Genomic DNA, 13,095 nt, shown 5'->3' on the forward strand with positions numbered 1-13,095 from the left:
GCCTCCCGAGATTATCTTGGGAGGCTTCTGCATTATTTAAGGACAGCCGATTATTCGGCAGCTGCTATGACAAATTACATTTTTTCGGGTGCACTCACGCCGACAAGTCTGAGGCTGGTAGCAATGACTGTGCGAACCGCACCAAGAAGAGCCAGTCTCGCTTGAGTCTGCTCCGCATCATCGGTAATGACACGCTCAGCCTTATAGTAGCTGTGGAACAATGCCGACAACTCATACACATAACGGATAATACGGTGCGGTGCGTATCCATTCGCTGCGGCTGCAACCTCTTCAGGGAACTCGCCCAGCTTGCGCAGAATGTCATATTCATGCTCTGCTGTCAGCTTGGACAGGTTCACATCACGTACAGGATAGATGACGATCCCTTGCTCTTCTGCCTGACGGTATACACTGCATACCCGGGCATGTGCATACTGTACGTAGAACACCGGGTTCTCGTTGCTTGTAGAGATGGCAAGATCCATATCAAAATCAAGATGAGAATCCATGCTGCGCATCGTGAAGAAGTATCGAATCGCGTCTACGCCAACTTCGTCCATCAGATCTTCCATCGTAATGGCTTTGCCCGTACGCTTGGACATCTTCACCTTCTCGCCGTTCTGGAACAAGCTTACCATTTGGGCAATGAGTACAACCAGTTTGTCAGGATCGTTGCCGAGCGCTTCCATAGCAGCCTTCATTCTTGGAATGTAGCCATGGTGGTCTGCACCCCAAATATTGATCATCGTATCGTAGCCGCGGGCATACTTGTCGCGATGGTATGCAATATCCGGTGTCAGATAGGTGTATGTGCCGTCATTTTTAATGAGAACACGGTCCTTATCGTCACCATATTTCGAAGTATGCAGCCAGGTCGCCCCGTCCTTCTCGAAGATCTCGTTTCTTTCCCGCAGCTCGTCAAGCGCGTTCAGAACCGCTCCGTTATCATAAAGTGAGGTTTCACTGAACCAATTATCGAATTCAACACGGAAGCGTCCAAGGTCACGTTTGATCTTATCAAGCTCTTTCTCAAGACCGTAATCTCTAAAGAAGGCTGCACGGTCACCCGGATTGAGCTCAAGCAGGGAGTTCCCCTTCTCAGCAACCAGTTCTCTGGCAAAGCCGCGAATATCCTCGCCATGATAGCCATCCTCCGGCATGTCTACTTCCTGTCCCAGCTCCTGAAGATAACGTGCCTCAATGGATTTACTCAGGTTAAACACTTGATTGCCGGCATCATTAATATAGTACTCACGCGTTACTTCATACCCTGCAAAATCAAGCACGTTGCATAATGCATCGCCAACAGCTGCTCCCCGGGCATGTCCAAGATGAAGGCTTCCGGTCGGGTTCGCACTGACAAACTCCATCTGGATTTTGCGTCCCTCACCCATATTCACACGTCCGTAGTCCTCACCCTGCTCGTGAATGAGTTCAATTACGGGGTACAGATAGCTCTTACTCAGACGGAAATTAATAAAACCTGGGCCTGCGATCTCAGCGGACTCAATTCCAGCCTTCGATAAATCGAGATGTTCAATCATTTGTTCAGCGATCATGCGCGGATTCTTCTTAGCAATCCGAGTCAGCTGCATTGCAGCATTCGTCGCGAGATCCCCGTGACTCTTATCCTTCGGTACTTCCAGCACGATTGCCGGTATCTCTTCCTCAGCCACAATACCTGCTGATATTACAGCTTCTTTAATTGCTGCAGTCACTTGCTCATTAATAAGCTCTAATGGATTGCGTGTCATGAATTAATGTTCCTCCTGTATTTCCATACTGATATCAAAACGTCCTGATTTCTCTTCAAACATATATAGATCATAGCGAAAAGCAAGCTTGGCCGACATTCCTGCGGTGCTAATCTCAAGCTTCTTCGTGTCCGTAGACAAAGCAAACGAAGTGTAGGGTGATTTATAGAATCCGGGCAGCCGTTGGCCCAGCTCAAAATTCTGCTCTGATTCCACTCCGCCATGGCGGATCAGCTTCAAGCTGTGCTCTGTGACCTTAATGGTATTTCGAATCCTGCTCCCCCCGGGAACCTGCTCTTCTTCTTCATATCGTACATAGAGGGCGCTGCCTTTCCTGATCGCCTCTCCGGTAAATGTCTGTATAACCTTCTCGCCGTCAGCCATACTGTAAATATGAACCTTGACGGGATTCCATCCTGACATGATTCTATCGTCCCCTATCTACCTTAAAAAAGCGTTCCTTTCGCTTCTTTCCTTAGTTCATTCTATAGATTTTGGTTCTATTGTTCAAATCAAAATCCTGCCTGTCTATCTAAATGATGCCGTAAAACGGCAGCTCGCATACAAAAGCACCCCAACAGCCCTGATCATATCTTCTTCAATCAGGGGATGAAAGGGTGCTTCACAAACCATAAGCTTGTAATATTGTACAAATCTACTTGACGAAGCCAAGCAGCATTTCACGGATCAGCTTGGATGCAACGATTGGCGTCTGCTGGGTTGGGTCATAGATCGGCGCCACTTCAACGACGTCAAATCCCACGACATTCACACTCGATCTTGCAATCGCATGAACAGCCTCAAGCAATTCCTTCGACGTAATTCCGCCGGCTTCTGCAGTTCCTGTGCCTGGAGCTGCGGAAGGGTCAAGCACGTCGATATCAATCGTCACGTAAACCGGACGGCTGCCCATGGACGGCAATGCTTCCTTCATGGGAGCTGCCACTTCAAATGGATAGAAGTTAATGTTCTCGCGTGCATAGGCAAACTCTTCTCTCGAACCGGAACGGATACCGAATTGATAAATGTTCTTGCCTCCCATCAATTCTGCCGCTTTGCGGATTGGAGTCGAATGGGACAGAGGCTCACCCTCATACTGCTCACGAAGATCGGCATGAGCATCAATATGAATAATCGCAAGATCAGGATATTTCTTGTACATTGCTTCAAGTACTGGCCAAGTGACCAGATGCTCTCCGCCAAGACCAACTGGAATCTTACCGTCAGCCAAGAGACCTTCCACATACTCCCGGATGATATCCAGGCTGCGGCCTGCATTACCGAATGGCAGCAGCAAATCGCCTGCATCGAAATACTTCAGATCCACGATGCTTCTATCCAGGTAAGGACTGTACTCTTCAAGTCCTACAGAAGCCTGGCGAATATGTGCCGGACCGAAACGCGAGCCCGGTCGGAAGCTGACGGTGTAATCCATCGGCATGCCGTAGATCACGGCTTTGGAATTCTCATAATCCTCGGAACTGCAAATAAACACATTTCCAGAGTATGCTTGATCAATTTTCATATTAAGCTAATTCTCCTTATTTAATCAGATCTTCCACGAATCTTGGCAGCACAAACGCTGCTTTGTGAAGACGCGGAGTATAATATTTAGTATCGATTTCTGGGATCGCTGTCTCATCAACTTCGAGCGGATCATACTTCTTGCTTCCCATGGTAAACGTCCACAGACCGCTTGGGTAGGTTGGAATATTCGCTCCATACACACGAACGATCGGGAACACTTCCTTCACGTCTTTGTTCACACTCTGAATCAGATCTGCCTTAAACCAAGGGTTGTCCGTTTGAGCAACAAAAATGCCGTCTTCTCTTAATGCTTCGTAAATTCCTTGGTAGAAGCCGCGTGTGAACAGATTGGCTGCAGGGCCTACCGGCTCAGTGGAATCTACCATGATGACATCATAAGCAGCCTTGTGATCATGAATGTGCATAAAGCCGTCACCTACGAGCACTTCGACCCGAGCATCCTCCAGCTTGCCTGCTATGCTTGGCAAATATTTTTTGGAATACTCGATTACCTTGCCGTCGATATCAACCAGAACCGCCTTTTTCACTTGAGGGTGCTTGAGCACTTCACGGATGACTCCGCCGTCACCGCCGCCAACCACAAGTACATGCTCAGGGTTAGGATGCGTATATAGTACCGGATGCGCAACCATCTCATGGTATACGAATTCGTCTTTTTCTGTCGTCATTACCATACCATCAAGGAGCAGCATATTGCCGAACTCCTCGGTTTTGACCATAGCCAGATCTTGAAATTCCGTCTGTTCATTCACATAAGTTTCGTGAATCTTCATTGTAATGCCGAAATTCTCGGTTTGTTTCTCCGTAAACCACAATTCCATCGTTATTACCTTCTCTCGATTAGAATAAGTGTTCAGCCGGCAGCTTTCACCTGGATTTCTATCTAAACAGCATATACAAGCGAAGAGGAGCTTCAGATTTTCCGTCTATATTGCACTAAACCCATGGCACAAATTGACGCACTTTTGCATTATACGTTAAATCTGAAATCGCTGTAAAGATACTGTTCTATTGCGTTATTTTCAGGATAGCTCACTCATGCTTGGTATGATTTCTATTCGGCTCCGGCTCAAGTGAATCTACAGAAATTTCCTCGTTCTCGGGGATATGTCGTTTCTTCCCTTTAAGAGCCTTTGCCAGTTCATCAAGCGAGCTCCCCTTCCATAATGGAACATCGGTACGATAAGCAGCACGACCATTCAAATGCCCTGCAACAGGAGCGGTCAAAAAAACAAACAGAATGCCAAGAAGCAGCCTTGCACTCACATAGCCGTCATACACGATAAAAAACAAGAAACTGCCGGACAGGATACATAAAATGCCAAGCGTATTACTCTTTGTTGCTGCGTGCGCTCGGAGGTATACATCCGGAAGCCGGATGAGTCCGTAGGCACTCAGCACACTCAGAATCGCACCAAACAAGACAAGGAGCCCAACGATTACACTAAAGATCATCGTCATTTTCGAGTACGAGCCCCCTTTCAATAAATCTGGCAAAGGCAACTGTACTGATAAACGCCAAGATGCCAATTAAGAGGATGATATCCACATAAGCCTGAGTATGAAGCAGCATAGACAATACAGCTACACTTCCAATCAAGTGAATACCAATCGTATCGAGTGCCGTGATGCGGTCAGCCATGGAAGGCCCCTTCAGGACCCGATACAGACACCCGAGAATGGCGATACCCAGCAGCAACAGCGACATGCTAAGAACAATGGTCAGCATTATCTCGTCACCTCCATAATCGCTTTCTCAAATGTATTCTTGATACCCTCTGCAATCTTCCCTTCGTCCGGGATATGGAACGCGTGAATGTATATGGTTCTCTTGTTTCTGGAAATCTCAAGGGGCATCGTGCCTGGCGTCAGTGAGATGAACAGAAACAGCAGCATAATCTCGAATTCGGAACGAAGATCCGTCTCATATTTAAAAATTCCGGGCGAAATGTCGAGCTTCGGCTTTACAATATGGGAAATAACTTCAAACGAGGAACGAAAGAGCTCTACAATAAGCAGCTTGATCAGCTTTAAGGTGGCCCATAGCTTTTTTAAATAGAAGGGCTCAGGGAAGAACCTACGGAATGCAAAAATGATCAGCAAACCAAGGGTGTACCCTACAAAGAAGCTGGCTCCGCTCCATGAATGATTGAGCATCATCCATAGAAAAGTGATGAGTAGATTGAGAATAATCTGCCTGGACATTCAATCACCACCCCTTTAATACCTTATTGACATACAGGCTGGGATCAATCAGTACATGTGCCGCCGTCGAAAAGGAAGGATACAGCACCTCTGCAAACAGCCCCATACCGATCACAATAACAAACAGCCCCCCTGCCGGAATGAGCATCCGGTTAATGGAGTAATGAGCTTCATCCGAATGGATGGTCTGCCCCTTTCCCCAGAAAGCATAAATGAAGATTCGCAGAAGCGAGTACAGCATCAGGAAGCTGGCAATTACCGCAATTGTGGTCAGCCCGTACAGCCCCGCGGCAATGCCCCCTTCAAAAAGCATCAGCTTACCCGGGAATCCGCTTAGCGGAGGAACACCTGCCAGAGCAAGTGCAGCTACGAAGAACATCCAGCCGAGCAGCGGGTAGCTGCGGATGAGCCCGCCCATATTGTTAAGACTTGCGGTCCCGGCAGCGGCAATTAATGCTCCGCCTAGCAGGAACAAGAGTGTTTTGATAATCATGTCGTGCAATAGATAGAACATAAGCCCTTCAAGCGCGAGCTTGTTATCTGCTGCCATCCCAAAGGCCACAAAGCCTACCCCTGCCACAACGTTGTACACCAAAATCTTATTTACGTTCTTATAGGCAATAGCACCGATTACCCCTAGTATCATGGTAGCGCCTGCCATCCAGCCAATGATCTGACGAGTAAACTCTGGATCGTGATAGAACACAAGTGTGAACATCCGCACAATGGCGTATAAACCCACCTTCGTCAGAAGACCGGCAAACAGTGCGGTTACGATGGCCGGCGGAGCAGCATAAGAACCGGATAGCCAGAAGAACAAGAACAGCCCGGCTTTGATGCTGAAGATAAGCAGGAATAGGACCGAGATGACTCCCAGAATACCATCCTGCCCTACCTCAGCCACCCTCACCGATAAGTGAGCCAGGTTGACGGTTCCTACAACGGAATACAGGTAACCTATGCCAACAACAAAGAAGGAGGAGGATACCATATTGATCAGCACATATTTTAACGACTCCATCAGCTGTCTTTCCGTATTCCCCAGCACCAGCAGTGCATAAGAAGAAATCAGCATCAGCTCAAAGCAAACGAATAGATTGAACAGATCTCCGGTTAGGAAGGAGCCGTTGACGCCAGCCATCAGAAATTGAAAGAACACGTAAAAGTGGTATTTCTCTCTCTCTTCTGTGAGACTTCTAAATGCATAGAAGATACAAGCCACCGCAATAATGGAGGCTACGAGTACAAGCAGAGACGCAAGAGTATCCGCTACAAACACGATGCCATATGGTGCTGCCCATCCTCCCATATTGAGCAGCTGGAGGCCTGAAACGGATACTTGTGCGAACAACAGGATCGCTATGCCAAGAGCAATGACAGTACCAATTCCGCTGATCCAGCGCTGTATTCTGACCGACTTCATAAACAGAATAAGAAGAATCCCTGTGAGAACAGGGATGAAGATCGGCAGAACAACAAGGTTATTCATATTTCGGCCCCCTTACTTCCTCCATATCGTCGGTCTTCAGTTTGAGATACGAACGATAGGCAAGCACGAAGAAGAAGGACAGCAGTCCAAAGTTAATGACAATCGAAGTCAGGATCAGTGCTTGTGGAAGAGGGTCCACATATTGCTCGGCGTTCTCTCCCAGCAGCGGAGGTGCACCTGTCTTCAGACGAGCCATTGTCATAAGCAATAGATGCACTCCGTGTGACAAGATGGATATCCCCAGCACAAGCCGCAGCAAGCTTCGAGACAGTATCAGGTACACACCTACGGCAAATAGAATGCCCACGGTAACACTCATTATAATTTCCATCGTCATCGATCCTCCCCAATTTGCAAAATGATGGTCATCGTGACACCAACCACGGCCATGAACACGCCTGCTTCAAAGATGAGGGCGGTCGTCAGTTCAACCTCGCCCAGTATCGGAATATTGAAATAACCAAATGTCTGGCTCATAAACGGAACCCCAAACAGGAAAGATCCCGCAGCGGTTGCTAGTGATATAAGAAGGCCCCATGCAATGACATAACGGTAGTCGACCGGAAGTATTCTGCGCAGCGTATCTGTATTGAACGCGATCGCCATAAGTACGAGTGAGGCAGAGGTTACGAGACCGCTGATAAATCCGCCACCCGGCTGATGATGTCCGGCGAAGAAGAGATACAGAGCAAAGATTAAGATAATAAACACAATGATCTTTGTACTCATCTGTAAGAAGACATCGTTACTTCGCAAAGGAACGGTGTTCCAATTATCCGGCTTGACCATTCGACTCTTATCCTTTGCTTGATCCTCCTCTTCCTTCTTCGGCAAAGCTTGATGCTTCGAGCCAAGATCTCTGCCCGTCAAATTGAGATTGATCATCGAATAGATCGCCAGGGCAGCAACACCAAGCACCATAATTTCAAGCAGCGTATCAAAACCACGGAAGTCAACCAGAAGCACGTTGACAATGTTCTTGCCCCCTGCCAGGTTATAGCTCTCCCTTGTAAAGAACTCGGAAACGGAAGCGAGCTGAGGTGTTCCGCTTGCTGCCAGAGCAATCAAGGTAACCATGACACCTACCCCGATAGCAATAACCAGGTTCAAAGCCTGATATTTCCTGCTTGATTTGGGCGTCAGCTCGGGAAGGTGATAGAAGCAGAGCAGGAAAAGTGCGACCGATACCGTTTCAACCACCATTTGAGTCAAGGCCAAATCTGGCGCTCTGAAGAGCACAAAGAACAAGGTAACAAGATAACCCACAGCCCCTGTTAGGATGACAGCAGACAATCTGTGTTTGGCTAATGGAATGCACAATGCCGTAATAATTAAGCCCGCGAGCAAAATATTTTCATAAGCCATGAACGATTCATAGCCGCTGAAATCCCACTGTATATCGCTGGCACGCCAGAATGCATAGAAGATCAGGATCAGCATAAAGCCGAAGATGTAAATTAAATAGTTGCGCAGCGATCCATTCATGTAGGTCTGAGTCCATCGCTTCGCAAACCGGTGCAGCCCTCTAAATGCCGTTGAATAAAAACGGTTGATGGTATATCTGGGGATGTAATCCTCATATTGAGTCTTCCATCTGGGCAGGAATTTGTAGATGACTCCACCGAGAACAACAACGCCTAAGGTCATCCACAGCTCGGGTGTGATTCCATGCCATAGATACAGATGCACATCGAAACGTTCTCCTTCAGCTAGAAGGGGAGACAGAACCGAGGCCATCGCCGGCTCAATCAGCCCGCCAGATAACAGATCCGGATATACTCCTGTGACCAGTACCATCAGCGCCAGAATAGATGGTGGAATTAACATTCCTATAGGTGCTTCATGAAGCTTATGTACAGGAATTTCAGTCTTGTTCGTTCCAAGAAATGTCCGAAATACGATAACCATGGAATAAATAAAAGTCATTACACTGGCAATCCAGGCCAAGATGGGAAATAGCATTCCCCAGGCTTCGAGATTGAATATGCCCAGTTCCGTAATTTCAAGCGTCGCCTTGAAGAACATCTCCTTACTAATGAATCCGTTGAATGGCGGCAGACCTGCCATGGAGAACGTGCCAATGAGAGCAATCGAGAAGGTTATCGGCATGACGGATATAAGTCCGCCAAGCTTTCTAATATCCCGTGTGCCTGTCTCGTGATCTACAATCCCTGCCATCATAAATAGTGAGCCCTTGAACAGCGCATGATTAAACAAATGTAATATGCCTGCCGTTGTTGCTGTTGTATATAATAAGGATTCCGACCCATATCCAAAATAAAGTGCAGCCGAGCCTAACCCAAACAGTGACATGATGAGCCCAAGCTGAGATATAGTTGAATACGCCAAAATGGCTTTGAGATCCGTCTTCTTAATCGCAATAAGTGAGCCGTAAGCCATCGTTATAATCCCTACAAGCGAGACAAGCCAGAACCATACAGCTTCACCACCAAAGACCGGTGTATAACGGGCTACAATATAAATGCCGGCTTTGACCATTGTGGCTGAATGCAAATAGGCACTTACTGGCGTCGGTGCTTCCATCGCATCGGGCAGCCAGATATGAAACGGGAACTGTGCGGATTTGGTAAAGGCCCCGATCAGAATGAGAATAAGCGCAGGGATGAACAGCGAATGATCGTCTATATTAGAGATAGACTCGATCGTTTCTCTTATGCTGTATGAGCCGCTGATCAAATACAACATGATGAACCCTGTCAGCATCGCGAATCCGCCAAAGACCGTGACAAGAAATGACTTTTGTGCACCGCGGATCGACTCTACCTTACTATGATGAAAAGCAATCAACAGGAAAGAAGCGATACTCGTCAGCTCCCAAAAGCCGTATAGCACCATCATGTTGTCTGAGAGTACAACGCCAAGCATCGCTCCCATAAACAGGAGCAGATACAAGTAGAACTGATGCAATGCCTGACCACGTTCCATATAGTAAACAGAGTATAGAACTACCAGAGTGCCTATCCCTGTAATCAGCAGCGAGATTAGTAGGCTTAATCCGTCTAAGTAAATTGTAAAATAAATGCCAAGCGATGGAATCCACGGAATGGATTCATAGAATACAGCGTAGTTCCTCACATCAGGAATGAGGCTCAGAAAATAGGCAAACAGAATCAGCGGTACGAACAAAACCGCCCATCCCAGGTGGAAACGGTGTGACAAACCTTTCATAAATGCAATCCCAATCCCTGCTGCAATGGGAAGAAGAATAGAAATATGAAGCAGATACACAAGTACACCCCCTAGTAGCACGAATTAGAGTTTATGTTAACCTTTACCCGTATCTGCTATGCACAGAATCTTTGATTGCGATGAATAATGAATAGGACCTAGTCCCATACTGGTACATAAGGTTATTTTTGGAATGAAGGGAGGGCTCCATTTGTCACAAACTGAAGAATCCACGAAAAAGAAAACAAGCCGCACCATGAAGGTTCTGAAAGTACTAGGCATTCTGGCGCTCACGGGCATTGTGCTAACTACAGTGCTTGTCATCTATCTATATGCTACGAGCCTCCCTCTCGCAGATAATGACCGAAATTCAAGGCTGTTTGATATCAACGGTGAGGTCATCGCTACATTTTCCTCCAGTGGGAAGGATTCGACTCCTGTGAAGCTGGATCAGATTGCCCCTGAATTAAAAGAGGCTACCATTGCCGTCGAGGACCGCAAATTTTATGAGCATTATGGCTTTGATATTGTAGGCGTGGGACGAGCTATTCTCGTAAACATCAAGGAAATGAGCATGGCACAAGGTGCAAGTACATTGACACAGCAGCTTGCCAGAAATCTGTATTTAACCCATGAGAAGACATGGTCACGAAAAATAAAAGAGGCGGTCTATACAGCCCAGCTTGAAATGAATTTTACAAAAGACGAAATTCTACAAATGTATCTGAACGAAATCTACTATGGTCACGGAGCCTATGGAATTGAAGCGGCATCTCAGCTCTATTTCGGCAAGTCGGCGGCAGATCTTACGCTTGCGGAGAGCTCACTTCTCGCCGGTGTCCCCAAGGGTCCTACTTACTACTCGCCGTACAATAATATGAAGAAAGCAAAGGATCGGCAGAAGATTGTTCTCAGCGCTATGGTCGATACAGGTGATATTACACAGAGTGAGGCTGACACCGCATACAATGAAATGCTGGATATCAAGCCGCAAAGTGAACGGAAAACAAATGAAGAGGCTCCGTATTTCCGTGATTATATCCGTAATGTGGTCGTTAATGAGCTGGGCATTGATTCTTCACGTCTGGATCACGGAGGACTTAATATTTACTCGACCATTGATATGCGGATGCAACAAGCTGCTGAAGACACAGTGGCCCGCATAATGGATCCGAAGAGTCAGCTTCAAGTCGGCCTGGTCTCCATTGACCCGCGCGATGGATATGTAAAAGCAATGGTGGGCGGCACCAATTATCTGACGAGTCAGTATAATCATGCACTGGCCAGTAATCGCCAGCCGGCCTCCTCCTTCAAGCCGATCATGTATCTAACGGCCATTGAATCCAAACAGCTCACCAGTGTTTCTCTATTCGAGAGCAAACCGACGGTATTCCATTACGATAATGACCGAAAGACCTATGAGCCCAGCAATTTTGGCGAGAAATATCTTGGCTGGATTGATATGCGCAAGGCGATTGCCGTTTCGGATAATATTTATGCAGTCACTACACTGATGCAAATCGGATATGAGCCGGTTATTGCCATGGCCCACAAATTAGGGATAACCAGCTCGCTCAGCGGAGTGCCTTCGCTTGCCCTCGGCACCTCCCCTGTGAGCGTGTTTGAAATGGCCTCAGCATACAGTGTGCTTGCCAATGAAGGACAGCGAAATGCCCCGATTGCCGTGCTTAAGATTACGGATGCGGCTGATCGCATCGTGTATAAAGTTCCGGAGCAGGCACCCGAACAGGTCGTTGACCCGGCCTCAGCGTATGTAATAACCAATCTGCTGGAGAGCGTATTTGATACGGGAGGTACAGCTCACCGGGTTGCGGGCAAGCTTGCAAGGCCTATCGCGGGCAAGACAGGCACCACGAGCTCCGATGCCTGGATGGTGGGATATACACCGGAACTCGCGACCGCTGTGTGGGTTGGCTACGATGAAGGAAAAGAGATTACAACAACGGAGAGCCGCAGGGCTGCTCCGATCTTCGCCGAATACACAGAGAAGGCGCTTGAGAATGTGCCTCCAAAAGTATTTCCTGTGCCTGAAGGCGTGACCAGTGTTTATGTCGATCCGACAACTGGCAAGCTTGCCGGCAATTATTGTGAGAATCGCAGGCTCGAAGTATTCCTTCGCGGCACAGAGCCGGCCGAATATTGTACCGAGCATTATGCTGAGCCGGAACAAGACTCGACGGAGCAGGATATTGAGAGAGAACGAGATGATACTTGGTGGGATCACTTTAAGAATTGGTGGACCAAATAAGCCTGAAACCTGGGTTTTACGTACGTGCTTGGTGACTCCGTGCCCGGGCAACGGCACGATTAAACAGCAAAGAACCGCAGAGCTGATGAACTTCAGCCCTGCGGTTCTTTTAGATTTGAACAATATTATCAGCTTTCCAGCGCTTGCTTCAATTCTTCTGGAGAAGCATTCCACCAGTCCTCATTATGAGCTATAAGCAGCTTCTTCAATGCTGCTTTCTCTTCTGCTCCCAGCCCATCCAGCATGATCCGGCGCTTCATTGCATAATCCATCTTGTTCACATGATCGGCGAGAATCTTCCAGCCCCTTCTCGCTTCCGTATCAATCCACATTTCGCATGCAGTGGCGCCTGCATACAGCTGCCCTTCCGGAGTACGGTCCACTGCCACCCATACGAGCCACACCTGGCGGCCGTTCGGCACATCTGCCTTATCCGCAGAGAATTTAATCCCCCGCTCCACTTTGCTCTTCGCATGCATGGCGCCAATATCAATCTTCGCCTCTCCAGCATCAATAATGACAGGAGATAAGTTGTTCAGATCAATGGATCCTGCACCAAATCCTTTATGCTTGCTCTTACTGCTTACAATATTCAAGGCAATTTGTTTCTTGCCGCTTTGACCGTTTTGTTCCATTGATTA

At 47.6% G+C, this 13,095-nt stretch carries 12 protein-coding genes; 1 reads left to right on the plus strand and 11 read right to left on the minus strand.

Features of this window, described 5'->3' with window-relative positions:
* Window positions 1-74: 74 nt before the first annotated feature.
* The 10 genes from argS to BK126_RS28130 form a co-directional block, all read right to left on the minus strand.
* A complete protein-coding gene (argS, locus tag BK126_RS28085; protein WP_076315731.1) occupies window positions 75-1,754 on the minus strand; it encodes an arginine--tRNA ligase in 1,680 nt (559 codons plus the stop codon).
* Between the two features lie 3 nt (window positions 1,755-1,757).
* The gene (locus BK126_RS28090; RefSeq protein ID WP_076315732.1) at window positions 1,758-2,177 is read right to left on the minus strand and encodes a YwiB family protein; all 420 of its coding nucleotides are present in this window, start codon (window positions 2,175-2,177) and stop codon (window positions 1,758-1,760) included.
* A gap of 232 nt (window positions 2,178-2,409) precedes the next feature.
* Window positions 2,410-3,279: an agmatinase gene (gene speB, locus BK126_RS28095; RefSeq protein ID WP_076315733.1), complete on the minus strand. Its 870-nt coding sequence runs from the start codon at window positions 3,277-3,279 to the stop codon at window positions 2,410-2,412.
* Between the two features lie 16 nt (window positions 3,280-3,295).
* Window positions 3,296-4,123, minus strand: a complete 828-nt coding sequence (gene speE / locus BK126_RS28100; RefSeq protein WP_076315734.1) for a polyamine aminopropyltransferase — start codon at window positions 4,121-4,123, stop codon at window positions 3,296-3,298.
* A gap of 211 nt (window positions 4,124-4,334) precedes the next feature.
* A complete protein-coding gene (gene mnhG, locus BK126_RS28105; protein ID WP_076315735.1) occupies window positions 4,335-4,763 on the minus strand; it encodes a monovalent cation/H(+) antiporter subunit G in 429 nt (142 codons plus the stop codon).
* Complete coding sequence (locus BK126_RS28110; protein WP_083656271.1) at window positions 4,747-5,031, minus strand: Na(+)/H(+) antiporter subunit F1; 285 nt, start codon at window positions 5,029-5,031, stop codon at window positions 4,747-4,749. Before BK126_RS28110 ends, mnhG begins: the two co-directional genes overlap by 17 nt.
* Window positions 5,031-5,507, minus strand: coding sequence for a Na+/H+ antiporter subunit E (locus BK126_RS28115; RefSeq protein WP_076315736.1), 477 nt, complete (start codon window positions 5,505-5,507; stop codon window positions 5,031-5,033). The genes BK126_RS28110 and BK126_RS28115 overlap by 1 nt, the downstream gene beginning before the upstream one ends.
* A 4-nt stretch (window positions 5,508-5,511) precedes the next feature.
* Window positions 5,512-6,996 (minus strand): Na+/H+ antiporter subunit D, encoded by a 1,485-nt coding sequence (locus BK126_RS28120; protein WP_076315737.1) that lies wholly within the window; start codon window positions 6,994-6,996, stop codon window positions 5,512-5,514.
* Window positions 6,989-7,327, minus strand: coding sequence for a Na(+)/H(+) antiporter subunit C (locus BK126_RS28125; protein WP_047914341.1), 339 nt, complete (start codon window positions 7,325-7,327; stop codon window positions 6,989-6,991). The genes BK126_RS28120 and BK126_RS28125 overlap by 8 nt, the downstream gene beginning before the upstream one ends.
* 2 nt (window positions 7,328-7,329) lie before the next feature.
* Window positions 7,330-10,245 carry a Na+/H+ antiporter subunit A gene (locus tag BK126_RS28130; RefSeq protein WP_076315738.1) on the minus strand — a complete coding sequence of 972 codons (2,916 nt, stop codon included), beginning with the start codon at window positions 10,243-10,245 and terminating at the stop codon, window positions 7,330-7,332.
* 151 nt (window positions 10,246-10,396) lie between these two features.
* On the opposite strand from BK126_RS28130, the gene BK126_RS28135 reads away from it, so the two are divergent.
* Window positions 10,397-12,454 (plus strand): transglycosylase domain-containing protein, encoded by a 2,058-nt coding sequence (locus BK126_RS28135; protein ID WP_445321907.1) that lies wholly within the window; start codon window positions 10,397-10,399, stop codon window positions 12,452-12,454.
* A gap of 128 nt (window positions 12,455-12,582) precedes the next feature.
* On the opposite strand, the gene BK126_RS28140 is transcribed toward BK126_RS28135, so the two are convergent.
* A complete protein-coding gene (locus tag BK126_RS28140; RefSeq protein ID WP_076315739.1) occupies window positions 12,583-13,089 on the minus strand; it encodes a YwhD family protein in 507 nt (168 codons plus the stop codon).
* Window positions 13,090-13,095 lie beyond the last annotated feature (6 nt).

The sequence above is a fragment of the Paenibacillus sp. FSL H7-0326 genome, assembly GCF_001955535.1.
Taxonomy (GTDB): domain Bacteria; phylum Bacillota; class Bacilli; order Paenibacillales; family Paenibacillaceae; genus Paenibacillus; species Paenibacillus shunpengii.